A 24,964-nucleotide genomic window follows, 5' to 3' on the forward strand; every position below is an offset into this window, starting at 1 on the left:
CCCCCCACGCGGCAGACAATTGTTGCTGTCGCGCGATTCTGGAGGTCTCCTTGAAATTGTCTGCCAGGGCAACGCTTGCGGTCGGCATCGCCGGCGTCCTCTTGCTTTCCGTCGCATGCGGAAACGAGAAATCCGCGTCCGGGCCAGTTGAGGGTAGTTGGGAGGATGTGGTCACCGCCGCTGAGGAGGAAGGTGTCGTCCACCTGTATTCCACCCAACACCCGGAGAATCTGGAGGCGCTGAAAGTAGCTTTCGCGCAGGAGTATCCAGCGATCAAGCTCGAATTCACCCGCGGCACGGACGTCGAGACGAATCCCCGCGTAGAGGCGGAGGTGAGAACCGGGAAGGGCACTGCTGACGTACACATGCTGTCCGACCCGGCGTGGGCGACCACGGCTGCCGATTCCGGTGCGTACTCGGTGGACATCGTCGGACCGGCGTTCGACGATCCGGACTACGACCGCGAGGGCAGCGTTCTGAACAACAAGTTCTTCCTGACCAGCGCGGCGGTCATGGCGTTGGGTTGGAATGTCAATGAACTTCCGCAAGGTTTGCAGTCCCCGGCTGACCTGCTCGATCCGGCTCTGCGCGGTCGGGTCGGCGTGGTCAATCCTTCTGGCTTCGCTGCCGTTGTGGATGAATATCAGTTCTTCGAGAAGCGTTGGGGTGACGGCAGCTTCAACGAACAGTTGGCGGCCCTTGATCCGCGTGTCTACCCCAGCTCTCTCGGTATCGCGCAGGCGTTGAGTTCGGGCGAGATCATCGCCACGCCGATGGTGCAACCGTTGGTCCGTGAGATGGAGGCCGGGGCGCCGGTCGACTGGGTGCTTCCGGACCAGGCGTGGGGGACACCGTGGTACTCCCACGTTCTGGCATCGGCGCCACACCCGAATGCTGCGCAGGTGCTGGCGAACTTCTTGGTCACCAGCAAAGGGCAGGAAGCACTGTCGAAGGGTTATGGCAGTGTGCTTTCCGATATTCCGGGATCCGTTGGGCGAGCGCAGGATATTCCGTTCCCCGACACGTCCGCGTTGACGCCGGAGAGCATCGCCAGGTATCAGGAGCAGTGGGAGAAGATGTTTGTGGGTTGAGATCAGCGAATTGCCGTCGTCGCGGTCAGGTTCTCGTGAACCGGCCCCCGGCGGCGGCTTCGCTGCTGCCCGACCTCAGTCGAGGCGGCACAACGTCTTTCCCCTGGTATGACCGTTCAACATTGCCACCAGCGCGGCAGGTGCCTGATCCAGGCCGTGGTACACCGATTCCTGGTGATACATGGTGCCGTCGGCGAGGTGTTGCCCGATCTCGGTGTGGATCTCCGCCGAGAGGTGGTTGAACGAGCCGGCGCGAAAGCCCTGCAGACGCAGACTCTTTGCGGTGATCTGGAACAGGTTTGATGGACCGGGCAGCGGGCTGCTGCGGTCATATGTCGACACGGCGCCGCAGATGGCGACGCGACCGTTCTCGCGCAGGACATCGAGCGCCGCAGCGAGATGGTCACCTCCGACGTTGTCGAAGTATGCGTCGATCCCGTCGGGTGCGGCCTCGGACAACAGTATGCGGAGATCACCGCTGCGGTAGTCGAATGCACGGTCGGCACCGAGGTCGGTGGTGAGGTGGCGGACCTTGTCGGCGCCGCCTGCGGACGCGACGACTCTGGTCCCGCGGAGCCTGGCCAGTTGCACCGCGATGTTCCCGACGGCTCCGGCAGCCGCCGAGACCCACAGCGTGTCGTCCGGTGTGAGGTCGAGTATCTCGAACAGCCCGACGTACGCGGTCAGGCCGGAACTGCCCAGCGGCCCGAGGAACCATTGTGGCTCGAGGCCTCCGGTTTCGATCCTGGTCAATGCGCCCGCACCGCCGAGCGCGCCCTCGGCACCGGCATCGGCGACCGCGTAGTCCCGATAGCCGTGCATATGGGAGACCAGGTCGCCTGCGGTGAAGTCGGGGCTGCGGGAGTCGACCACCACGCCCAGTGCCAATCCCGCGAGGGGATCGCCTGCTCGTAGCGCAGGTAGGTACCCGGCCGGAGCGTTGCTGCCCAGGCGGATTCGGATCGACGGATCGATTGACAGCCAGCTGTTTTGCACGAGTACCTGTCCCGGCGCCAGCGCTGGAACGTCTGCTTCCACGATTGTGAAGTGCTCTGCGGTGAGGGCTCCGGTGGGTGCCGAGGCGAGGTGCACGACACGGTTGGCGGTGGCGATGACGAACCTCCGATGAGTGGGATGCACTACCAGCTAAACAAAGGTGAGTTCAGTTTGGGTATTTGGCTGAAAGTAGCACAGACTCGGTATCAACTGAACTAAGTTCAACTACAGACCGATCGACGGAGTTGGAACATGATGAGCAACGCCCAGACGATGAGCCTGGTTGCGCCACTGCGGGTGCGGCGGTTGCGCAATATGCTCGGCTTCTCGCTGAGCGCAAGTGTGGGCGTGTGGATTCTGGTGCTGGCCGTGCAGTGGACGCTCGCCGAAGCCGGGGAATCGGCGGCAACGGTGTCTCTGGTGCAGTTCGCGGCCAGCCTGCCGTTCTTCTTGCTGGCCTTGCCGCTCGGTGCGATCACCGAATTCGTCAGCCATCGGGCACTTCTCGTCGGGACCTCACTGGTTCTGCTGGCGGCGTCGATCCTGCTGTCTGTTCTGCAGCAACTCGGCATGGCCGGCACCCCGGTTCTGATGAGCGCGGTGTTCATCGCCGGCGCTGGGTTGGCCTCGGTTGCCATTGTGTGGCAGGCATTGTTGCCGCACATCGTCAGTCGAGACATGTTGATGGTGGTCCCGGCCATCGACGGCGCTGTGTTCAACGGCGCCCGGGCGGTCGGGCCGGTTGTCGGCGGCGCGGTGCTCGCCGGTTTCGGCGCGACGTGGGCTTTCCTGCTCATCGCCGTCCTCTTCGCGCTGTGCGTGGGGATCTCGGCATGGAACGTTCCCGGTGACATCGGACGGGCCGCCACGCATCAACCCGTGACCGCAGCCGTCGGCGGCAGCCTGCGGTTCATCCGGAACTCCCGATGGACGCGACGGTTGTTGTTGCGGCTGACCATGTTCGGCATACCGGCCAGTTGTCTGTGGGGACTGCTTCCGATCGTGGCGCACGAGCGCCTCCAGGTGAGCACACTCGAGTTCGGGGTGCTTTCCGGAGCGATCGGGGTCGGGGCCGTGCTCGGTACCGTCGCGCTGATGCCCGTACGGGCGCGATTGAGCTGGAATCACTTTGTGGCACTGGGCTCGGGCGCCTACGCGGTTGTGCTCGCCGGAATGGCGGTGGTGCCCTGGTTCAGCGTCATGTTCGTCCTGTTGGTGGTGGTCGGGGCGGCGTGGGTGGGCGTGCAGAGCACATGGATGATCGCCACTCACGCGGCCGTTCCGCCGTGGATCAAGGCGCGGGTGATCGCGTTCATCATGCTGATGTTCCAGGGCAGTCAGGCCGTGGGTTCGGTGTTGTGGGGTGTACTCGCCGACGTCATCGGTCTGCGCTGGGCAATCCTGTTGTCGGCGTTGATGATGGCCGTATCCGCGATTGAGGTGGTGCGGCGCGGGATCATGCCCAGCCACCAGATCACACCTGATCTCGCCCAGGCTCCGGCGCCGGTCGCTCCACCGCCCGGGCATGAGGGCAAGTGGGTGATCATCGAGACCACCTACCGGGTGGCCCCGGAATGCGCGAGCGGATTCGTCGCGGCGATGGAGGAGTTGCGGCGCTCGCGCCTGCGACTCGGCGCCAGACGATGGATCCTGGCCACACCGGCGGATGCCTCCGGCACCTTTGTTGAATACTGCATGTTCAAGGACTGGTCTGAGTATCGGTCGCAGGAGACCGAGCGGCTCACGGTACCGGAGTACCGGCTGCGCACGCTCCTCACGGAGTACCTGGTGACAGAGCCGCGGACGCGGGTACTGATCGAACCGAAGACCCCGTGAGGGGCATGAACACCGTTATTGCACAGCGTTTCTCAGGCCGTGAACCGACCACCGTTGCTCAGTAGGACGACGCCCACCAGGTTGACGGCGGCATCGGATGCCAGATACAGGATGTTGTCGGCCAATTCCTGGGGGGAGGCGTAGCCGCGGGCACCGCTGCCGGCCATCGCCTCACGTAGGTGCGCAGGGGTACGGGCCGCCATACCGGTATCCACCGGGCCAGGTGCGACTGTGTTGACGCGGATACCAAAGGGGGCAACCTCTTTGGCCACGGACTGACTCAGCGCGTGTACACCTGCCTTGGACGCACTGTAGTGCGGGTAGCCGATGAGGGTGTCGAACCCCGAGGATGATCCGATCGTCACGATCGCGCCGCTTCCGGCAGGCTTCATGGCCCGGACAGCCTCGCGCAGAACGAAGAACGTGCCGTCGAGATTGATCGACATGACCCGGCGCCAATCGTCGTCGTCGAGATGCGCGAGGATGTCGATCGGCTCGCCCTTCTCGGCGGCGTCGTACATGCGCTGTTTGCTCTTGGGGTCATCGACACCTGCGGCATGGACAACGACGTCGACGCGGCCCTGGTCGGCGACGATGGTCGCGAAAGCGGTTGCCACTGCGGCCGAATCACTGACGTCGAGTCCGATGGCCTGCCCGACCTCGATCTCGGCTGCGACCGCCTCCGCGGCGACGGCGTTCACATCACAGAGGTAGACGGCCCGGGCCCCGCGGTCGGCGAGTGCCTTGGCGGTTGCCGCACCGATGCCGGATCCGGCGCCGGTCACCACAGCGATTTTGCCGGCGAACTGATTGTCGGTCATCTTCTGCCTTTCGGTTGGGGTCATACGTCCGACGACGGGAGGTCGCGGGACGACAAAGCCCGCGTGCGGCCAATCGATGGCGGCACGCGGGCCGGAGGTATGTCAGTTGAAGACTTGCTCGAGCTCGTCGCGGTACTTGTCGGCACCTTCACCGGAGGTCACGTCGGTGTTCTGGTCGGGGATCTCCTGTGCCAGAGCGAGTGATCCCTCGATGTCCGGCAGCACCGAGCTGTATCCGACGGATGTGGCTGCCTGGCCTGCCGCGGTGACCATGAAGTCGGCCAGCACCTGCGCGGCATTCGGGTGCGGTGCGGTGCCCAGCGCGAGCCCGTACCACTTGGCGCCCCAGATGTGCTCGCCCGCAGCCCATTCGACCGGTGCGCCGGCCTCCTTGTTGGGCAGCATCGGGTCGGCCATCAGTCCGGCGCTGATCTCACCGGAGGCGATCGCCTGCGCGAGTGGCTGGTTGCTGGGGTACATCCGCGGATTCTGTTCTGCCAGTTGCTCCAAGATCTCACGCCCGCCGTAGTACTTCTCGGTGTGGGAGTAGTAGTCCAGGTAGGTGGGCGACGTCGCCGGGTTGACGATGCCGATCTTTCCCTTGAGGGCCGGATCCAGCAGGTCCTGCGGTGTTGAGACGCCACCGGGCAGCAGACCGGTGTTCCAGCCGAATCCGAGGAGCACCGCGCCTTCGAGGAAGTAGCGGTCGGCGATGATGCTGGTCTCGCGGTTGTAGTCGGGGTTGTCGAAACTCGGCCCCACCAGGGGGACCGCGGCGTCGCCCTCTTCGTTCGCGTTCATCCATGACACGTCGGTGATGACCGCGAGGTCTCCGATGCCCTTGCCGGAGCGGCTCTCGGCGTCGATCTTCGACAGCAGGTCGGCGTCGACACCGCGAACGATCTCCAGGTCGATGTCCGGGTATTCGGCCTCGAATGCGGTCTCGAGCGCTGCGAGCCGAGGGGCGGCCTGCGTCGAGTAGATCGTGACCTTGCCTTCTTCGTTGGCTGCCGCGACGACCTCGTCCCAGGAACCGGAGACGGGTCCGGAGGTACCCGATGAACTGCTGCCGCATGCGGTCAGCGTCAGGGCAGCCGCGGCGACCGCGACCGTGGCGCGGATGAATTTGCGATTCATTTCGGGGCGTCCTCTTTCTGAAAGCTGAAGTTAATTCGGTTCACCATAAAGTGATGCGCCCCACAGCGCAAGCCTTGTATGCAATAGACCTCGCCTCTGATGGACTGGTGATTGACACCGCTTACGGTTCGTGAAAATCTAATTGAACCGAAATCAGTTCTGTTTATCGCCGGTGAGTTTCTACGGGGCCAAGTGGTGGCTGCCGGGGTGCATGAATGGCCGGCATCGGAGTCCGGCGAAAGTGAGGAATCTATGTCCAACGAAGCCTTTGACCTCCTGGTTGTCGGTGCCGGCATGGCCGGACTGACCGCAGGCGCCAAAGCCGCGTCGAACGGCAAGAAGGTCTGTCTGCTGGAGGTCGGCGGCGACGTCGGCGGCTCGGCACGGTTCGCCGGCTATGCCTGGACCGCCCCCACCCATGAGGTGATGGACGCCGAGAATCCGCATGGGGACGAGGCGCTCAAGCGAGCACTGGTCGACCGCTTTCCGGGCGGTGTGGACTGGATCCGCTCGGTCGGAATCGATGTCGACGACGCCCAGCGCATCCTCAGTTTCGGGGGACAGGGCCACAAGTTCGACACCAACCACTACATCGACACCTGCCGTCGGATCGTCCTCGATGCCGGTGGTGAGATCTTGCTCCGTACGGAGACCGACAGTCTTGTCAGCGTCGATGGCGTCGTGACCGGTGCCCGCGTGCGAACCGGTCCCGGTGAGTCGCGAGAGATCTCGGCTGCGTACACACTGCTGGCCACCGGTGGTTTCCAGGGCGACAAAGAGCTACTCGCCCAGCACGTCCATCCCGATGCCGGGAAGATGCAGCTGCGTTCGAACCCGAACAGTTGTGGTGCCGGATATCGACTGGCGATGGCGGTCGGTGCAGGTGCAGGGCCGGACAACGTCGGCTTTTACGGCCACCTGATCCCGAGTGGTGTGCAACTCGCGGACCCGGCCGATTTCGTCGACATGTCGCTCTACTACAGCGAACATGCGTTGTTGTTCAACCTCGACGGCAAGCGCTTCGTGGATGAGACCCTCGGCGATCATCTGACGACGATGGCTCTTCTGGACCAGCCGGAGAGTCGTGGGCTGCTGATCGCCGATGCGCGAGTGCACCGCGACTGGATGCTGGCGTCCTATGTCGAGGGAGCCGTTGCGCTCGACAAATTCGAGTTGGCCGGCAAGCGCGGCGGCCGGGTGGGTATGGCCGAAGACCTCGAAGAGCTCGAGTACCTGCCCGAGGAGTGGGGCTACGACGGTGTCGCCATCGGTGCGGCGATCGCCGAGTTCAATCGCGCCGCCGGGAGCGGTCAGGACCTGACGCCCGGACGGCAGCGGGATCGCGAACCGCTCGCGGAGGGCCCGTACTACGTCATCGAGACGGTCCCGGCCGTCACTTTTCCTTTCCACGGGATCTTGATCGACGACCAGGCACGAGTCCTCGACACCGCGGACGTTCCGATTCCAGGCCTGCTCGCGGCCGGGTCGGATGCCGGTGGTCTGTGGCACGAGGCGTATGCCGGCGGCATCGCATCGGCCCTGGTCTTCGGGCTGACCGCGGCCGCCACGGCGTCCTGATCGGCGGATCGGTTGGCCGGGTTCAAGGCCTGGAAACAAATTCAGTTCAATTGTTCGAAAGTGATTGACACCACAGCCGGCGAACAGTAGCTTTCAAACTGAAATCAGTTCAGGACAGATTTACGCGAATCCCGAACTCCCCACGCACGTTCAGGGCTCGTCGTCGAGCCCGAAGGGACCAGGAACATGAACACCCTTTCCAAGGCAATCGGGGCCGCGGCCACAGCCTTTGCGTTGCTCGGCACCGTCGCGTGCGGTGGCTCGTCGGGTTCATCGAACGAAGCCGTCGACGGAAGCTGGGACGACGTCGTGGCGGCGGCAAACGACGAGGGCAGCGTGATGCTGTACTCCAGCCAGAAGCCCGCGAACCTCGAAGCGCTCAAGGTGGCTTTCGAGGCGAAATATCCCGAGATCACCATGGAGTTCGTGCGCGGCACGGACCCGGAGATCAACCCCCGGGTCGAGACCGAGAGCAAGACCGGCAAAGGCACCGCCGATGTCCACATGCTCACCGACGCGTCGTGGATCAACACGGCCGCCGAATCGGGCGCGTACTCCGCAGAGCTCGTCGGACCGGCTCTCGAAGCTCCGGCGTTCGAGCCCGAGCGCAGTGTCATCAACAATCGGTTCTTCCTCACCAGCGCCGCCGTCTTCTCCATGGGGTGGAACACCACCGCTGTCCCGGGTGGGTTGAGCACTCCCGACGACATCATCGATCCCGCGTACAAGGGCAAGATCGGCATCGTCAACCCGACCGGAATCGCCTCGTATGTCGACATGTACCGCTTTTTCGCCACCAACTACGGCGAGGACTACTGGAAGCAGATCGCTGCCCTGAATCCCCGCGTCTACCCCAGTGCCCTCGGTGTCGCCCAAGCGCTGACCTCGGGTGAGGTGGTGGTCAGTCCTTCGGTTCAGCCGCTGGCGACCGAGGTGAAAGCCGGCGCGCCGGTCGACTGGGCCCTGCCGGCCAAGCCTTGGGGAACACCTTGGTACACACAGGTTCTCAAGGGTGCCCCGCATCCGAACGCTGCCCAGGTGCTCGCAGACTTCTTGGTGACCGTGGAAGGCCAGACTGCCTTGAATGACGGTTATGCCGCGGTTCTCCCCGACATCCCGGGCGCTGTTGCCCGGGCGCAGGACATCGCTTCTCCCGAGACCGACGATCTCACCCCGGAAAAGGTTGATCAGTACTCCCAGGAGTGGTCGAAGCTCTTCCAGAGCTGACGCCCTGCGGACACGAACCCGAAAGGTACGACGAAGATGGATGACACCGCAGCTTCGCTGCGCGGAATCAACGTATTGGTGACCGGCGCGTCCGGCGGCATCGGCGGCGCGAGCGCCGAACTGTTTGCGGCGCAGGGTGCAACGGTGTACCTCACCGATGTCGATGACGCAGCGGGGCAGACCCGGGCGGATGCGCTGGGGCCCAGCGCCCACTATCTCCATCTCGACGTGACCGATGAAAGTGATTGGGCGGCGGTCACATCGGCCATGGCTGCGAATGAGCATGTGCTCAACGTCCTGGTCAACAGTGCCGGTGCGGCGATCAAGGCGCCGCTCGAACAGACGTCGCTGGACGGGTTCCGGAAGATGATCGACCTCAACCTGGTCGGTACCTTCCTCGGCATCAAGGCCGCGGCCGAAGCGATGACCGCCGGTGGTTCGATCGTCAACCTGGCGTCACTGCGCGGCGTCTTGGCCACCGCGGAACTGGGTGCATACGGGGCCGCGAAGATGGGTGTGCGCGCACTGACAAAGGTTGCGGCACTGGAACTCGCCGACCGGGGTATCCGGGTCAACGCGGTCTGCCCGGGCAGCATCGAAACGGAGATCACCTCGGTTCCGGACTTTGCCGCCGATGACACCGTGGCCTACGTCCGCAGCATTCCGATGCAGCGGCGGGGATCGTCCGAAGAGGTGGCGAAGTCGATCCGCTTCCTCGCCACCGACGACAGCGCCTACATCACCGGAACCGACCTGATCATCGACGGCGGTCAGGCAGCGGGCGTCCGGACACCGAAGATCTCGACAGAAGGAGTCGCGAAATGACCTCTCAATTCAAGGTTTCGGGCCTGAACAAGACCTACGGAACAAATGTGGTCGTCGATGAACTCGACCTCGACATCGAGGAGGGCGAGTTCCTGGTCCTGCTCGGACCCAGCGGGTGTGGCAAGACCACCACGCTGCGTTGTCTGGCCGGACTCGAGACCCCGCAAGGTGGGTCGATCGCGTTCGGGGACAGGATGGTCTTCGATTCCGGCGCGAAGCTCGATGTTCCTGCGCACAAGCGCAATATCGGCATGGTGTTCCAGTCGTACGCGCTGTGGCCGCACATGACGGTCCGCGAGAACATCAAGTACCCCCTCAAGGTCCGCAAGCTGAAGCAGGCGATCTCGGAGGGTGCGGTCGAGGCCGCGGCCGACATGGTCGATTGTGGGGCGCTGCTCGATCGGTACCCGTCCCAACTCAGTGGTGGCCAGCAGCAACGCGTCGCGGTCGCCCGTGGGCTGGTGGCCCAGCCCGACCTGGTGCTGTTCGACGAACCGCTCAGCAACCTCGATGCCCGCCTGCGAGACCAGGTGCGCTCACAGATTCACCAATTACACCGGAAGCTGGGTTTCACAGCGGTTTTCGTCACCCACGATCAGGCTGAGGCGTTTGCCCTGGGTGACCGGTTGGCGATCATGAAGTCGGGCAAGATCGAACAGTACGACGCCCCGGAACACGTCTTCGAGAAGCCGGCTTCGGAGTACGTGGCCGCGTTCATCGGAATGGGTAACCGGCTCGAACTCAAACGGGGTCACGATGGCTGGATCACCAGCGCCGGTGACATCATCGATCTGAGCGGCGCTGTGGTGCGCGACCGGGCCGACCAGGGTGAGAGTGCGGTCGCCAGGTTCCGTCCGGACGACGTCTTCCTGCACGAGTCGCTCTCGGATGTGCCGGCAGGCAATGTCGCACTGCACGCCGAGTTGGTCGATCACGAATACGGTGGCCGGTACTTCGATGTGATGGTCAAGACCGGAACCGAGCAACTCTCGTTGCGGGCCAGGGCTTCTGATCATGGAGCTCGGCTGCGTCAGACGACGGCCGGTGCGCCGATGGTCATCAGCTTCTCACCGGACAGTTTGCGCGTCTATGGTGATCCGGCCGGTACCTCGGCAGCCGAACCCGGCCTGGTCGCGGCGGGCAGCGGGAGCATGTCGTCATGACAACTGCCATCGCAGCGGCACCCGCGCGATCATTCACGATCCCTTCCCACTGGCGCGCCCGGATCGGGTACTTCGTGATCCTGGCGGTGCTGGCGTACCTCGTCGTGCTTCCGATGGTCCGGCTGCAGATCCTGGCCTTCGAAGACGGTGCCGCGGGGTACAAGACCCAATACGGTCGTTATGACATCGCGAAGACACTCTGGACCACGGGAGCGTTGGCCGTCGGTTCGCTGGTGATCGCGATGGTGCTCGGCACGCTGCTGGCGTATGCGGCCAGTCGCCTTCCACAGAAACTCTCCTGGCTCAAGGTCATCCCGATCCTGCCGATCGTCATGCCCGCGGTCGCCAACATTGTCGGCTGGGCATTTCTGCTCTCGCCCGGGCCCGGCTATCTCAACGTGCTGCTCCGGAAACTCCCGTGGTGGAGCGATCTCGAATCAGGGCCTGTCGATGTGTACAGCGTGCCGTGGATCATCATCCTCACCGGCTTCGGACTCACCTCGTTCGTCTACCTGTTCGTCAGTTCGGGGATGCAGAACATCAGTTCCGAACATCTCGAGGCAGCGCAGACCAGCGGCTCGTCGACCGCCGGGATCTTCTTCAAAGTCGTTCTCCCACTGCTGCGCCCATCGCTCATCTACGGTGGCGGTATTGCGTTGCTGCTCGGGCTGGGACAGTTCACCGGACCATTGATGCTCGGCCAGAACAGCGGTGTGAAGGTGTTGACCACCGAGATGTATCTGCGGGTCTCGCAATCACCTTCGGACTTCGCCGCCGCTGCGGCCGCCGGATCCCCCCTGGTGATCTTCGGCCTGGCGGTGGTCCTGATCCAGAAGGGTCTGCTGGGCAACCAGTCACGGTTCGTGACCCACGGTGGAAAGTCTTTCGTCAATCCGACCGGCGGCGGAAGGTGGGCGGCTGCCACGATCGCGATCTTCTCGCTGTTCGCTTTGGTGCTGCCGCTGGTCGGCTTGATCATCGTCTCGCTCACTCCGTATTGGTCGGGTTCGCTGAGCTGGGACCTGTTCACGCTGGCCAACTACAGAGAACTCTTCGCGACCAACGCGATCGTGGAATCGGTCATCACCAGTGTCGTGACATCGATCGGGGCCGTGGCCGTCTGTATACCGATCGGTTATCTGATCGCGAATCTCCTTGTGCGAGGGCGCAGGTTCAAGATCCTCGGACTGATCGCAGATCTGATGACGGCCCTGCCGCTCGGTATCCCGGCCGTGATCTTCGGTGTGGGCTTCCTGATGGTGTACACCGAGCCGCCGTTCATCCTGTACGGCACCCGGACAGTGATCATCCTGGTCTACATCGTGCTGATGCTGCCGTTCGCGGTCCGCATGCAGATGACATCGATGCTGGCGCTTGGCAACACCTACACCGAGGCATCGGCCACCAGTGGTGCCTCACCGATGGTGACCACACTGCGAATCATGTTGCCGCTCATGCGTCCCACGATCCTCAGTGCCGTTGCGCTGATGTTCATCCTGCTCACCCATGAGTTCGCCGCCTCGCTGCTCGTCCGGGCATCGACCACCCAGGTGATGGGCACCCTGCTCTATGACATGTGGCAGAACGGTTCGTACCCGTTGGTCGCTGCGATGGCACTGCTGATGACGGCGGTGACCACGGTGGGTGTTGCGATCGCGATGCTCTTCGGCGGACGTAACGTGCTGAGCAAGCTGTAGACGGGCGGGTAAAATGTGAGCCAAAAGGATTCAGGGACTGTGACTTCGATGAACACCCGACTGCTCGACAAGGTTGTCCTCGTGACGGGGGCCACCGGCGGGATCGGTATCGAGATCGTTGCCCGACTGGCCGCGGAGGGCGCCCGTGTGGTGGCCACCGATGTGGATGGGCAGGCATGCGAGGCGCTGGTTTCTTCTCAGGAGCAACCTGATCGGCACCAGCCCATCGCTCTCGACATCACTCAGGAATTGCAGTGGCAGAGCGTCGTCGAATCCGTCTGTGGGCGCTACGGGCGCATCGACGCCCTGGTGAACAATGGCGCCATCGGCAGCCTGGAGACCGTGGTCGATGAGGACCTCGAGCGATACAACCGGGTCATCGCGGTCAGCCAGACCGGGACCTGGCTGGGGATGAAGCATGCAGGCGCGGTCATCGAGCAGAGCGGTGGCGGATCCATCGTCAACATCTGTTCGATCCTCGGCAGCGTCGGCGGACTGGGTAACAGCTTCGCCTACGCGGCCGCCAAGGGGGCCGTGCGGACGATGACGAAAAACGCTGCGCTGCACTGGGCCACGAAGGGGGTGCGGGTGAACTCTCTGCACCCCGGGTTCATCGAGACGCAGCCCCTGCTGGATCGCTACGCGGGCAGCGATCGGTACCGGTCCATGGTCGCCCACACCCCGATGGGGCGGCTGGGCCGGGCGTCGGAGGTGGCAGCGATGGTGGCTTTCCTGGCCGGCGACGACTCGACCTTCGTGACCGGTTCGGAAATGTACGTCGACGGCGGCTGGACCGCTGACTGAACAGGGGTTCAGGCAGCGTAACGCCACGGGGTATTGGGCCAGCCGAGATCGACTGCGAACTCCCGCGGGGTTACAGCTTTCTCCTCGAATGCTGCCCGCGCGCGTTGCAGGAACCATTCGGCGTCGGCGTCGCTGTTCGGGTTCCACATCTCCGGGTTGGTGAAGTATTTCTCCGGGAAATGAGTGTTGTTCGGCTGCAATGGTTCCAGCGATCCGCGGTGGCGCCACCCGACCCGTCCCTGCCAACCCGGCGGGCCGGTACCTTCGGTGATGATCTCGGTGATCCACCCGGTATCACCATCGGTGACCTGGGCATGATCAGGCCCACAGACCAAGGTCAGCACGGTGATATCGGTGCGACCGCCTTTGGCCCACTCCCGAATGTGGTGGACCGCGCACTCTGAGGCCGGGGCATCACAGCCCGGACGCGAACAGCCCCGCTCGGCGGCAATAAGGGCGAGTCTTTGGTCTGCGGTGGCCAACCGTTCTTCACGTCCCAGATATAGCGGGCGGTGTTTGTCGTCGAGCAACGCCAAGAACTTGCGGCTCACTCCGGCGAGCTTGAGGGCATCCTTGACGGCCAGGACCCCGCCGGAGGCGGTGGTGGCCAGGCCGGTTTCCTGTTCGAGTTGCTCCAACGTCATCGTGACGATGACCTGCGCGGGTAGACCGCGGTGAGTACCGAGTTTGCCCTGCCCGACGACCATTTCCATCAGCTTCTTGAACGCATCATGGTTGCGTTGTCCCGGCGTGCGGGTATCGCGCTCGGCGGCGGCGCGGAGGGCGTCTTTGTCGGCCTTGTCGGCGTTGCCGGTCGGTGAGTCCGGATCGTTCGGATTGTTCATGCCCTTGGCTGCCCATTTCGCGGCCACCACGTCCCACAGCGCTTTGGTCGCCGGGTCGAGAGTGCCTTTGATCCCGGCCATGTGGTCTGCGCCCTGCTTGGATACCGACAGTTCCCGCTTCTGCGCACGGTCGGCGTCATCGAATTCGCCGTCGGGGTTCAGATGGGCATGTAGGTGCAGACCCACCTTTTTCAGCTCGTCCGGGTCCATCCTCCGGGCGGCCTCGGCCATCAGCCTTTCTCCGTCGGACCACAGTTCGAGGTTGCTGCGGATCGTGCCGGGCAGGTTACGCAATGTGTCATCGATGACGTTGTAATGCGCCACCCCGATCGCACCATCGCGCAACGCCGACCACGTGTTGGGGTACACCGGTGCCGTGACTTCACCCGATGGGGTGTGCCACTGGCCCACGCGTTCAGCGCGTTTGGACCGGGCGCTGGCCTGAGTCGTGGAAATCCGTAAATGATGGCGCAGGAACTTGTTGTGTTTGAGCCCTTGTTTGGCGGCGACCGAGCGTTCCCGGAGCTCGACAGCGACCCGTACTTTGACGGCTTCATCACGGCGACTCTGGGTTTCGATCGCTTGGGCGAGTTCGACGGTCTCTTTGTCTGACAGGTTCGCCAGCGAGATGTCAACAAGTCTGCGGGACAACACTTCACGGACAGCAACGATCTCCTCCGCATCAAGGGCCATGCCCTCGATACGGTCGATGAGATGTGCCACCCCCGCGGTCATGAAACAGTTCTATCAGCACCCACCGACAAGTGGCGGCATCGCTGGATTGCGTGCGGTCAAAACCTATTTCAGAACAACGGCTGAAGTTGTGGACGAATCTGATGTCGGAGAGCGCGGCCTACATATGGGGCGAGTTTCGACATAGGCGGCAAGAACCTGGCACATGAATGAAATCGATCCGATTGCCGTTTGTTGCTCGGATGGGGCTCGCGAACTAACTGCTGTACTACGATTCGTCGTCCCACCACTGCTCGAGCACGTCCACCAGTTCGGTCATGTCGAACTTGACGGCCGTACGCCGTCGCGTTGGTCGCCACTCGCCACTTGCTTGTCCGAGGCGAAGATCCCCGATGTGTTTGCCGCTGTTGTCCTTGACATGGATTGTGATGCCGTTGTTCTTGAGTTCGAGACCTTCGAGGTCAACCGTGATCTTCATATCGACATGATGCCGTAGCGGACGTTGGAATTGGCGGACGACTGGTGGTGACGTCGTGTATGAGCGAACCGCTTAGCGGATGCTGAAGGTATCAACCCCGTCGTCCTCGGTGACCGAGAGCAGATCGCGGTCGACCAGGACGTCGAGGTGGGCGAGGGTCTCGCACGTGGCGACCATCTGATTGAAAGAATCCAGCTCGGCGAAACGTCGGTCGCGACGCGTCCAGGTCAGACTCTGGGCGACCTGAAGTCCCGTGCTCGGACCCAATTCGATGACAGTGCTGCGAGTTTGGCCGAGGCGGCGGTCGTGATGGGCCAGCAGTTCCAGGCACCGTGTGTGCACATCGCTGCCGACGGGACCGTGCGCGGGGAGCATGGCGGACGCCGGGTGGTCGAGGAGCATTGTCAGCGACTGTAGATACCGGCCCAGGGGGAGTTCCCAGTCGCCGAGTTCGAAACCGATCGACGGTGTGATGGTCGGCAGAACGTGGTCTCCGGTGTAACAGAGACGCCGATCGATGTCGTGAAAGACCAGGTGGCCCTTGGTGTGCCCGGGGGTGTGCACGGCAACGATGGAATGTCCGGGGATGTCGATCGACCCGGGGGAGAGCCAGTTGTCCGGCAGTTCCCAATCGCCGGCGAAGAACGGTTCGTCGATCGAACTGCGGTAGGCCTGCTCGGCGATGGCGGTGTCACCGGCTCGGTGCAACTCGCGGATCGAACTCTCCGGGACGTTGCTGCCCAGCCGGGTGATCGCATCGATGCCGGGCGCCTCGGCGCGCCCCAGATGAACCCGAGATCCGTGGCGGCGGCGCAGTTCTACGGCAAAGGTGTAGTGATCGCGGTGCACATGGGTGACGTAGACATCGTGGATGTCCGACGGTGTGCGCCCGATTCGGGCGAGTGCGGCGGAGAGTTCATCGTGGGTCGAAGGCCGGTGCCAGCCACCGTCGATCAGGGCGAGCCCGTTGCTGGTCTCCAGGGCGTACACATTGATCGCCCGCAACCCGTCCTGCGGCATCTGCAGCGGAATCCGGTGCACGCCATCGACAATCTGCGTGCACCCGGCCTGCGCCCACTCGACTGTCATCCTGAGGTGGTCATTCTTCGCTGGCGACGAGCGGGACCATCGTCTTTTCGTCGCCGTACCACATCATTCGTCGACCGCCCATGGTGCCGACGTGATCGACAGCAGCCTGCCACTGCGGGCTCGCCAGTGCTGTTTCAAGCGCCTCTCGTGATTCAAAGCTCAAGACCGACAGTCCATCCCAGCCTTCTGATCGGCCGCCGAACGATTCGAGTAGTTCGGTGTGCTGCCAGCGCAGCAGTCCGGGTAGTGGGTAGGTCACGTCGGCATGTTCTCCCCGCCACCACGTCATGAACTGCTCGTGGGTCCAGTCGGTTGGTCGCGCTGCGATGAGGATGAGGTTGTACATCGAGACTCCTAAGTGAATTCAGTTCATTCTGTTCGGCCGACGAGAGGGCAGCGTCGGTCGAGGTCGATCTACTTGCTGACGACCCGGATGGCCGCGTCGGTGACCAGCGTGGTGATCTCGTCGAGCGTGATCTTGCCGCCGGGCCTGTACCAGCGCCAGATGCTGATGACCAGGGCGAGCACGAGGCGGCCCAGCAGATGTGGATCGGAATCGACGAAGTCGCCGGATTTGATCCCGCGGGCGATCAGGTCGGTCCAGTTCTGCTCGATCTCGCCGACCAGCTCGCGCGACCGGAGGCGTTCGCCTTCTTCTTTGACGGACTGGCGCTCGGTGGCCAGCAGATCCATGTGGTTCTGCAGGATTCGCCGTTGCGATGCGTCGGTGGGAGTTGCTTCGAGTGACGCGGCGACCGCGGCACGTAGGGCTTCCTTGGGATCGGTGATACCGGCGGTGGCGGCGGTGAACCGTTCGGCGGATTCGGCCAATTCGAGGCGCATGATCGTCAAAAGGCAGTGCGCTTTCGACTCGAAGTAGTGGTAGAGCGCGGTCTGGCCAATACCTACCTCGTCGGCGATCGATGCCCATTTGGTGTGTTCGTAGCCGACTTTGCCGAACTGATCGATCGCCACCGATAGTATGAGGGTTCGTTTGGATCGCGGGCTCTCGCGACGAACCTCGGTATCAGTGGTCATTGGGCCCCCTGGAGTCTGGCATGTACACGGCTGTTCCGACTCTACCTCTCACTGAGGTGAATTAGGGTCAATTCTGGATGCGAGGCCGGTGGCCAGGCTCACCGCGTCCGGTCGCGATAGCTTGCCCACGCGATTCTGCGGCAGATCGTCGACCGTGAAGACGTACTCGGGCCACTTGAACTTCGGGAAGTCGGTTGCCGCGAGCTGGTGCGTCACGCTTTCCAAGGTGAGCTCCTCGCCGCGGGTGACCACCAGTGCCGCAGCGCGTTCGCCGAGCATGTCATCGGGGACCGGGACCACACATACCTGGACAACTTCGGGTAGCCCGGCGATGGCCGACTCCATCTCGTTGATGTCGATGTTGCGGCCACCGCGGATGATGATCTGTTTCTGGCGACCCATCACCGCGATGGTGCCGTCGTCGCCGACCTCGACGAGGTCGCCGGTGGGCAGGAATCCGTCGGGGGACAGCGCGGGCGCAACCGGGCTGCCACCGCGGGCGTAACCGATGAACATCGACGGCCCTTTGACCTGGGCATCACCGATCTCGCCGGTGGGCACCGGGACACCACTGGTGTCGACGGCCCTCACGGTGGTGCCCGGGAACGGACGGCCGTCTCGGCCGAGCCGGATTGCGGGGGGATCATCGAGTGCAGGTGTGGTGTGGCCGAGGCACTCCGACATTCCGAAGACCCGCAGGAATGTGGTTCCCAGTGTGGTCTCGGCGTTTTCGAGTGCGCGCTCGTTCATCGGTCCGCCACCGACGGTCAGTGCCCGCACGTTGGACAGCCGGCCCTGTGAACCCTCGGTCACCGACAGCTGAAGTGCCATGGTCGGAACCAGCATCGTCCAGGCGACAGCGTGTTTCGCCATCGCGTCCACGGCTGCGGCGGGCGACCACTTCCCGATGGCGACCAGAGGTCCGCCGAGGTAGGCGGGGAGATACATGCCGAAGCAGAAGGCCGCAACGGACGACAGCGGAACAAATGCGCCGATGGCCTCGCCCGGCCGCAGTCCGACGGTATCGATCGTGCTCTGACAGGCGTAACGAATGGCATCTTCGGACTGCACAACACATTTGGGCCGACCGGTCGATCCGGAGGTCATCGCGATTGCGGTACCACCCCGCCAGCGGTCGATATCCCCGAATCCTGCTGTGCCCGAGCCCTTGTTGAATCGCAGCAGGCGGCTGTCGAAGGCCTGAACCGAGTTGCCGAACCGGTCGGTGTCCACGCCCCAATGAGCCAGCGATGCCGGGTCGCCGACAACGATGTCGGGTGCGATGTCTTCCAGAGCCAGATCGAACTCGGATTCGGTTGCGTGCGGGCTGAAGACGGCGACCAGACCGCCCCGCATCCCGACGGCCACCGCGGTGGCCAGGGTCTGCCAGGTGTTGTCGGCCTGGATGAGTGCGGTCGGCGGTGCCTCGTCGATGGCGGCGATGCGGTCGGCGAGTTCGCGAGCAGCGTCGACCACCGTCTTGAGGCTGTGGTTGCCCAGTTCGTCGATGACGGCGATGGAATCCGGATCGGTCTGGGCCCGGGCGACCATTTCCTGTGCAAGTATTTTCACTGCGCTGTCTCTTTCGGTTGCTGTCGGTGTCGCGTTCAGGTGGGAGCTCAGACCCCGGGGACCAGAACCCCACGGCCGGCGAAAGCGCCGGAACGTAATTGTCGGTAGGCCGCGGGGATGTCTGCGAAGCCGAATCTCGTGACCTCGGAATGCAGGGTGCCAGCCTGGGCCAACGCGACCACGTCGCGCAGATCGGCCGTTGTTCCCCAGAACGGGGCATTGACCTGCCAACCATTGGGCATACCAAGGTCTTTGCCGACAGTCAGGCGGCCACCCGCGGTGCCGACAACAACAATCCGTCCGCCGGGGGCGAGCAGCGCAGGTGCCGGTTCGACGGTGGCAGGTGCGCCGACGAAGTCGAAAACCACATCGGCGCCGCCGAGTGCGGTGATGTCGGGGGTGGCGGCTTCCAGGCTCAGATGGCTTGTCTGCGCGCCCAACTCGAGCGCCAGGTCGTGGCCCTGCGCGCGGTTGTCGACGGCGATGATGTGCCGCACACCGAACGCCCGCAGGATCTGCACTGCCAGGTGGCCGAGTCCGCCGATTCCGACAACCACGGCAACAGTGTCGCTGTCGATCAGGTCTTTGTGGGTTGCAATCGCGTGGTAGGCGGTCAATCCGGCGTCGGCCAGGGGCGCGGCCTGATCGGCGGGCAGAGATCCGGTGGGGACCAGTACATCGGCGGACGGGACCAGCATCAGCTCGGCGAGGCCGCCGTGATGGCCGAGACCGTTGCCGATCGGCGAAAGCCGACCATCGGGTCGGGGCACGAGTTCGAGACAGTAATTCTGCCGTCCACGACGGCAGTTGCGGCAGGTTCGGCAGGACCAGATGCCGTGTACCACCACGGATTCGCCGATCAGGCTGCGGTCGCCCGCCGGTCCGGCGTCGATGACTGTTCCGGCGACCTCGTGTCCGAGGGTCAGCGGCAGCGGATAGTCGAATCGGCCGGGCGGGGAGTCCATCACGCTGAGGTCGGAGCGGCACAATCCGGCCGCCCCGACCTTGATCAAGAGTTGTTCGCCGCCGGGCACGGGGTCGGGGATCTCCCGGACCACGGGTGACTGGCGCCAGGCGGTGAGCTGAACGGCCAACATCAGCGTGCGGTCCAGCCGCCGTCGACGATCAGGGTCTGCCCGGTCATGTACGACGAGGCATCCGAGGCCAGGAAGAGCACGGCACCGTTGATCTCGCCTTCGGTGCCACCGCGGCCGAGCATGGTGTTGCGGCGGACCCAGCCGGCGGACTTGTCGTTGCTGAACAGGCCATCGGTCATCTCGGTATCAAACCAGCCCGGGACAACTGCGTTGACGCGGATGCCCCGTCGACCCCATTGACCTGCGAGTTCGCGGGTGAGTCCGAGAGTGCCCGCCTTCGACGCGGCGTAGCTGGCGCCGCCGATCGGGGCGGTGGACACCAGCCCGATCACCGATGAGATGTTGATGTACGAGGCCTTTTCGTCCTCGGGAAGACGGGTGGACGCGTACGTCGCGAGATGAAAACCCGCGACGAGGTTGACCTCGAGGATCGAGTTGAACCCGTCGACCGTTTCGTCTTCGGCATTCGGTGGGCCGGGCATACCGGCGTTGTTCACCAGGATGTCGAGGCGACCGGAGGTGGTGTAGACCTCGTCGACCAGGGCCCTGCGGTCGCTGTCGTCGGTGATGTCGCAACGAACCGGGACGATGCCGGGTACCTCGTCGGCCAGTGCGTTGAGCCGATCGAGACGACGGGCCGCGGCGTAGACCGTCGCACCGGCAGCCGCCAGCGTGCGGGCGAAACCCAGCCCGAGGCCCGACGAGGCGCCGGTGACGATCGCGGCGCGGCCGGACAGGCCGAACATCGAGGTCAGCATCGAATTCAATCCAGAGGTGTTGTCAGTCATCACTTCTCCCGTACATCACAGTTGGAGTCGACATCAGTAGACCGCGGTTCGGCCACCATCGACGGGGATGATGGCTCCGGTGGTGTAACCGGCTGCGTCAGAGGCCAGATGGGTCACCATGCCGGCGATCTCCACCGGCAGTCCCAGCCGGCCGGCGGGCAGGCGGTCGACGATCTTGCCGATGAACTCGTCATCCCAATTCTCGGCCATGTCGGTGGCGAAACCGCCGGGCATCACACAGTTCACCCGCACGGTGGGCCCGTATTCCTGCGCGAACGCCCGAGTGAGGGCATTGAGGCCGTTCTTGGCAGCGGCGTACATGGCCTCGGGCGGACTGGGGCGTTCGGCGCCGATGCTCGAGATGTTGATGATCGATCCGCCACCGGCTTTGACCATGCGCTCACCGGCAACGGCCATCAGCCGGAACGGACCCTTGAGGTTGACCTCGATGGTCTTGTCCCACAGGCCTTCGGTGACCGAGACGAGGTTCTCGGCCAGCGGGGCGATACCGGCGTTGTTGACGACGATGTCGAGGCTGCCGAACTGCTCGATGATCTGATCGACCGCCGGCTCGATGCTCTCCCATTTGCCGACATGCAGGGCAAAGGGGTGTGCGGTGCCGGGTCCGCTGTCGCCGAGTGTGGCAACCGCTGCCTCGCAGGCCTCGATCTTGCGGCTGGACACGATCACGGTCGCGCCCGCCTCGAGGAGGCCCTTGGCGATGGCCAGTCCCAGACCGCGGCTCGCGCCGGTGACCAGGGCGACCTTGCCGGTCAGGTCCGATGTGCTCATTTGTGCTTCTTCACTTCCAGGCGGGCGATGGTCCGCAGGTGAACTTCGTTGGGGCCGTCCGCAATCTGCAGCGCGCGGGTGATGGCATGCAGGCGGGCAAGGATGGTGTCATCGCTGACCCCGGCGGCACCGTAGGTCTGCACGGCGCGGTTGACTACGTTGTGCGCGACCTCCATGGCGGACACCTTGATCGCGGCGACCTCCGACCGGGCCGAAGCATTGCCCTTGGTGTCCATCAACCATGCCGATTTCAGGACCAGGAGCCTGATCTGGTCGATCTCGATGCGGCTGCGGGCAATCCACTCTCGGACGACACCCTGATCGGACAGTGGTCCGCCAAAGGCGATGCGCTCCAACGACCGCTTGCACATCATGTCCAGCGCGCGTTCGGCCATACCGATCGCCCGCATGGCGTAGTGCATCCGGCCGGGTCCGAGTCGTCCCTGGGCGATGGCAAAACCATCGCCCTCGGCGCCGAGCATGTTGCTCGCCGGCACCCGGACGTCGGTGAACTGGACCTCTCCGTGTCCGAGACGGTCTTTGAACCCGAACATCGGCAGATCGCGAAGGACCTCGATGCCGGGTGCATCCGCGGGCACCAGGATCATGCTCTGCTGGCGGTACGTCGGACCGTCGGGGTCGGACTTGCCCATGAAGATGATGAGCTTGCAGTCCGGGTCCATGACGCCGGAGGTGTACCACTTACGGCCGTTCAGGATGTACTCGTCGCCCTCACGGGTGATGGTCGAGGTGATGTTGGTGGCATCCGAGCTCGCGACGAACGGCTCGGTCATCGCAAATGCCGAACGGATGCTGCAGTCCAGCAATGGCTTCAGCCACTGCGACTTCTGCTCCTCGGTGCCGAACATGGCCAGGATCTCCATGTTGCCGGTGTCGGGTGCCGAGCAGTTGATGGTCTCGTTGCCGATGATCGAGCGACCGACGATCTCGGCCAGCGGTGCGTATTCGAGGTTGGTCAGTCCGGCGCCCAGATTGTCGTGGCACATGAACAGGTTCCACAGTCCCTGTTCGCGGGCGATGGCCTGCAGGTCGCGCATGATCTGCGGCTGCTCGTGCGGGTTCTCGTTGGCCGCGATCTGCTCGTCATACACCTTTTCGGCGGGGTAGACGTGCTCGTCCATAAAGGTTTCGAGTTTGCCGAGCAGTTCCTCGGTGCGGGCGGAATAGGCGAAATCCACGATGACTCCTGTGGTTTGAAGGTGTACGCCTACCGGCGCAGCAGGGCGGTGCCGGTCTCGATCAGTCGATTGATCGTGGCCGGAAGTTTCTCTTGAGCGGGGTCGTGGTGGCGGCCCTCGCGATGGCGGCGCAGGTTGTGCCCCATGATCGCGGCCATCTTCAGACGACCAAGGGCGTTGAACCAGTTCTGATCCGGCAGATCGGAGGCCCCGCCGGTGTAGAGCGACATCAGCTCGTCCTCGCTGGGCAGACCGGGGACCTCGCGTCCCACGTCGGGGAAGTTGGTGCCGTCGGCGAAGACCAGGAACCAGCCGAGTTCGACGCGCGGATCGCCGGCACTCCAGATCTCCCAATCGATCAGGGCGACCGGTTCCAGGCCCCGGGACATGATGTTGCCGAGGCGGTAGTCGCCGTGCACGAGAGTGGGGGTGATGGGCTCGGGGATGTCGGCTTCGAGGAGCGCGAGCAGCTCGGCGCCGCCGACCACGAGTTCCGGTGGGACAGCGCCCAAGGTGCGTGCCCAGCGTGCCAATTCGTCTGCGGGCGAGAGGGGTTCGTCCAGACCGGGAATGGTCTCGAGGTCGACCGCGTGCAGGAGGGGGAGTACCTCGGCTGCGCGGCGCATTCGCGCGGCGGCGAGTTCGGGTTCCACCGCCGGGTCGTCGAGTACCGGTTCGAGGGATTCGCCTGCGACGAACTCCATGGCGAACCAGGCAGGTTCGGTCTCGTCGACCGTTACGATGCGGGGAACAGGGACGTCGGTGTTCTCCAGTGCCTTCAGGATTGTGGCCTGGCGCAACATGTCATGTCGGCCGATCGAGCGCTGACCCTCGGGAACCGCCTTGATCACGACGTCCGGGCCGGAGGTGCTGACACGATAGGTCAGCCCGGAGTGTCCACCGGGCAACACCTGGAAATCGGTCATGGTGAGTCCGCAGTCGGACTGCAACCGCTGTGAGACTCGGGATTTCAGGTCCTGACCCGTCATGGCCGTGGCTCCCTCGGTAGGCCGAGTACGCGCTCGGCGATGATGTTGTGCTGGATCTCATCGGTTCCGCCTGCGATCTTGTATCCGGGCGCGCCGAGCACGTGCTCACTCCAGGCGAACGTTCCCCATCGGCCGGAGTCGGAGGCGAGGTCGCGGCCGAGCAGCATGCGGGCTACCTCGGAGGTCCGGGCCATCGTGTCGGTGGCCAGGAGTTTTCCGAGCGAGGCTTCGGGGCCGGGGTCGTTGCCCGCGACCACGGCGCCGGCCACTCGCATGTTGCTGACGCGCTGCAGATAGCTCCGCGTCACCAGATCGGCGACCTTGTGGCGCTCGATCTCGGTCAGCTCGCGACCGAGGTTCTGGGCAAGTGCCACAGCCTGGTCAGCGTTGGCCAGCCCGAGGTTACCGCCGTCGAGACGTTCGGCCGCCAGGACGGTGAGGGCGACCTGCCATCCCTTTCCGACCGGGCCGAGCCGGTAGGTGTCGTCGAGGGCGACGCCTTCGAGGTACACCTCGTTGAATGAGCTGCCGCCGGTCATCTGCCGGATCGGCCGGATGGTGACACCCTCGGCATTCATCGGGACCAGGAAGACGGTGAGGCCGGCATGTTTGGCGACGGTCGGATCGGTACGGCAGACCGCGACACCGAAGTCGGACACCGGTGCGCCAGAGGTCCAGACCTTGTGTCCGTCGATCTGCCACGAACCGTTGTCTTTCTGAACAGCTTTGGTGCGGACGGCGGCGAGGTCGGAACCGGCCTCGGTCTCGGAGAACAGCTGGCACGCGATGAGATCGGTGCGCAGCATCGCCCGCACGTAGCGTTCCTTCTGATCTTCGGTGCCCCACTGGGCAATCGTCGGCGCGACCAACTGCTGTGTCACCGAGAACATCTCGGTGCGGCGCGGGATGTCGAAGGCCTCTTCCGCGCGACGGAAGGCCAGGACGTAGGAGAGCGGGAGGCCACGGCCGCCGTATTCGGCAGGCCAGTTCAAGGCGCCCCACCCGGCGTCATATTTGAGCTTCTCGTAGCGGGAGATCTCGTCGGTGTGCTCGCGCTCCTGCGCGGCCGTCCAGTTCTCGAAGACGGCCACGGAATCGGAGCCGGTACCCCAGACCGATTCGGTGCGGGTCGACGCCACGCTCTGCAGCCACGAGACCGCTTCTTCGGTGAAGGTGGCTAGATCGGGGTGGGTTTGTGCTGTCACTGGA

The 24,964-nt window shown here is 64.1% G+C and carries 23 protein-coding genes; 8 read left to right on the top strand and 15 right to left on the bottom strand.

Annotated elements, in window-relative coordinates; all coding sequences use genetic code 11:
- Window positions 1–50 precede the first annotated feature (50 nt).
- On the top strand, window positions 51–1,091 hold the full coding sequence (locus tag AC56PL_RS13515) for an ABC transporter substrate-binding protein (RefSeq protein WP_497154142.1): 1,041 nt from the start codon (window positions 51–53) through the stop codon (window positions 1,089–1,091).
- Window positions 1,092–1,166: 75 nt separating this feature from the next.
- On the opposite strand, the gene AC56PL_RS13520 is transcribed toward AC56PL_RS13515, so the two are convergent.
- Window positions 1,167–2,231, bottom strand: a complete 1,065-nt coding sequence (locus tag AC56PL_RS13520) for an NADP-dependent oxidoreductase (protein WP_497154143.1) — start codon at window positions 2,229–2,231, stop codon at window positions 1,167–1,169.
- Between the two features lie 108 nt (window positions 2,232–2,339).
- Here AC56PL_RS13520 and AC56PL_RS13525 point away from each other — a divergent pair, with 108 nt between their 5' ends.
- Window positions 2,340–3,923: an MFS transporter gene (locus AC56PL_RS13525; RefSeq protein ID WP_497154144.1), complete on the top strand. Its 1,584-nt coding sequence runs from the start codon at window positions 2,340–2,342 to the stop codon at window positions 3,921–3,923.
- A 32-nt stretch (window positions 3,924–3,955) separates the two neighbouring features.
- Here the strand turns inward: AC56PL_RS13525 and AC56PL_RS13530 are convergent, their stop codons facing one another.
- Together AC56PL_RS13530 and AC56PL_RS13535 are read right to left on the bottom strand one after the other, a co-directional pair.
- Complete coding sequence (locus AC56PL_RS13530) at window positions 3,956–4,744, bottom strand: SDR family NAD(P)-dependent oxidoreductase (protein WP_495514181.1); 789 nt, start codon at window positions 4,742–4,744, stop codon at window positions 3,956–3,958.
- Window positions 4,745–4,846: 102 nt separating this feature from the next.
- On the bottom strand, window positions 4,847–5,881 hold the full coding sequence (locus tag AC56PL_RS13535) for an ABC transporter substrate-binding protein (RefSeq protein ID WP_497154145.1): 1,035 nt from the start codon (window positions 5,879–5,881) through the stop codon (window positions 4,847–4,849).
- 252 nt (window positions 5,882–6,133) lie between these two features.
- Between AC56PL_RS13535 and AC56PL_RS13540 the strand changes: the two genes are divergently transcribed.
- From AC56PL_RS13540 to AC56PL_RS13565, 6 genes are all read left to right on the top strand, one after another.
- Window positions 6,134–7,459: an FAD-dependent oxidoreductase gene (locus AC56PL_RS13540; protein WP_497154146.1), complete on the top strand. Its 1,326-nt coding sequence runs from the start codon at window positions 6,134–6,136 to the stop codon at window positions 7,457–7,459.
- 186 nt (window positions 7,460–7,645) lie between these two features.
- Window positions 7,646–8,686, top strand: coding sequence for an ABC transporter substrate-binding protein (locus AC56PL_RS13545; RefSeq protein ID WP_497154147.1), 1,041 nt, complete (start codon window positions 7,646–7,648; stop codon window positions 8,684–8,686).
- Window positions 8,687–8,722: 36 nt separating this feature from the next.
- The gene (locus tag AC56PL_RS13550; protein WP_497154148.1) at window positions 8,723–9,511 is read left to right on the top strand and encodes an SDR family NAD(P)-dependent oxidoreductase; all 789 of its coding nucleotides are present in this window, start codon (window positions 8,723–8,725) and stop codon (window positions 9,509–9,511) included.
- On the top strand, window positions 9,508–10,674 hold the full coding sequence (locus AC56PL_RS13555; protein ID WP_495514186.1) for an ATP-binding cassette domain-containing protein: 1,167 nt from the start codon (window positions 9,508–9,510) through the stop codon (window positions 10,672–10,674). The genes AC56PL_RS13550 and AC56PL_RS13555 overlap by 4 nt, the downstream gene beginning before the upstream one ends.
- A complete protein-coding gene (locus AC56PL_RS13560; protein WP_495514187.1) occupies window positions 10,671–12,371 on the top strand; it encodes an ABC transporter permease subunit in 1,701 nt (566 codons plus the stop codon). Before AC56PL_RS13555 ends, AC56PL_RS13560 begins: the two co-directional genes overlap by 4 nt.
- Window positions 12,372–12,419: 48 nt before the next feature.
- The gene (locus tag AC56PL_RS13565) at window positions 12,420–13,175 is read left to right on the top strand and encodes an SDR family NAD(P)-dependent oxidoreductase (protein WP_497154149.1); all 756 of its coding nucleotides are present in this window, start codon (window positions 12,420–12,422) and stop codon (window positions 13,173–13,175) included.
- An 8-nt stretch (window positions 13,176–13,183) separates the two neighbouring features.
- On the opposite strand, the gene AC56PL_RS13570 is transcribed toward AC56PL_RS13565, so the two are convergent.
- The 12 genes from AC56PL_RS13570 to AC56PL_RS13625 all read right to left on the bottom strand — a co-directional run bounded on the left by AC56PL_RS13570 (window position 13,184) and on the right by AC56PL_RS13625 (window position 24,960).
- On the bottom strand, window positions 13,184–14,755 hold the full coding sequence (locus AC56PL_RS13570; RefSeq protein WP_497154150.1) for an HNH endonuclease signature motif containing protein: 1,572 nt from the start codon (window positions 14,753–14,755) through the stop codon (window positions 13,184–13,186).
- 226 nt (window positions 14,756–14,981) lie between these two features.
- Window positions 14,982–15,191, bottom strand: coding sequence for a hypothetical protein (locus tag AC56PL_RS13575; RefSeq protein ID WP_495514190.1), 210 nt, complete (start codon window positions 15,189–15,191; stop codon window positions 14,982–14,984).
- A gap of 72 nt (window positions 15,192–15,263) precedes the next feature.
- Window positions 15,264–16,280 (bottom strand): MBL fold metallo-hydrolase, encoded by a 1,017-nt coding sequence (locus AC56PL_RS13580; protein WP_497154151.1) that lies wholly within the window; start codon window positions 16,278–16,280, stop codon window positions 15,264–15,266.
- 10 nt (window positions 16,281–16,290) lie between these two features.
- Window positions 16,291–16,626 carry an EthD family reductase gene (locus AC56PL_RS13585; protein ID WP_497154152.1) on the bottom strand — a complete coding sequence of 112 codons (336 nt, stop codon included), beginning with the start codon at window positions 16,624–16,626 and terminating at the stop codon, window positions 16,291–16,293.
- Window positions 16,627–16,694: 68 nt separating this feature from the next.
- The gene (locus tag AC56PL_RS13590) at window positions 16,695–17,318 is read right to left on the bottom strand and encodes a TetR-type transcription factor C-terminal domain-containing protein (RefSeq protein WP_495514193.1); all 624 of its coding nucleotides are present in this window, start codon (window positions 17,316–17,318) and stop codon (window positions 16,695–16,697) included.
- Window positions 17,319–17,366: 48 nt separating this feature from the next.
- On the bottom strand, window positions 17,367–18,869 hold the full coding sequence (locus tag AC56PL_RS13595; protein ID WP_497154306.1) for a class I adenylate-forming enzyme family protein: 1,503 nt from the start codon (window positions 18,867–18,869) through the stop codon (window positions 17,367–17,369).
- A 68-nt stretch (window positions 18,870–18,937) separates the two neighbouring features.
- A complete protein-coding gene (locus AC56PL_RS13600) occupies window positions 18,938–19,987 on the bottom strand; it encodes an NAD(P)-dependent alcohol dehydrogenase (RefSeq protein ID WP_497154153.1) in 1,050 nt (349 codons plus the stop codon).
- Window positions 19,987–20,775: an SDR family NAD(P)-dependent oxidoreductase gene (locus AC56PL_RS13605; RefSeq protein WP_497154154.1), complete on the bottom strand. Its 789-nt coding sequence runs from the start codon at window positions 20,773–20,775 to the stop codon at window positions 19,987–19,989. The genes AC56PL_RS13600 and AC56PL_RS13605 overlap by 1 nt, the downstream gene beginning before the upstream one ends.
- A gap of 33 nt (window positions 20,776–20,808) precedes the next feature.
- Entirely contained in the window at window positions 20,809–21,567 is a 759-nt protein-coding gene (locus tag AC56PL_RS13610) for a glucose 1-dehydrogenase (RefSeq protein ID WP_495514196.1), read from the bottom strand.
- Window positions 21,564–22,766, bottom strand: a complete 1,203-nt coding sequence (locus AC56PL_RS13615; RefSeq protein ID WP_497154155.1) for an acyl-CoA dehydrogenase family protein — start codon at window positions 22,764–22,766, stop codon at window positions 21,564–21,566. Before AC56PL_RS13615 ends, AC56PL_RS13610 begins: the two co-directional genes overlap by 4 nt.
- A gap of 29 nt (window positions 22,767–22,795) precedes the next feature.
- Window positions 22,796–23,755: a phosphotransferase gene (locus AC56PL_RS13620; RefSeq protein ID WP_495514198.1), complete on the bottom strand. Its 960-nt coding sequence runs from the start codon at window positions 23,753–23,755 to the stop codon at window positions 22,796–22,798.
- Window positions 23,752–24,960 (bottom strand): acyl-CoA dehydrogenase family protein, encoded by a 1,209-nt coding sequence (locus AC56PL_RS13625; protein WP_497154156.1) that lies wholly within the window; start codon window positions 24,958–24,960, stop codon window positions 23,752–23,754. Before AC56PL_RS13625 ends, AC56PL_RS13620 begins: the two co-directional genes overlap by 4 nt.
- Window positions 24,961–24,964: the final 4 nt, after the last annotated feature.

It is taken from the genome of Williamsia sp. Y721, assembly GCF_059683565.1.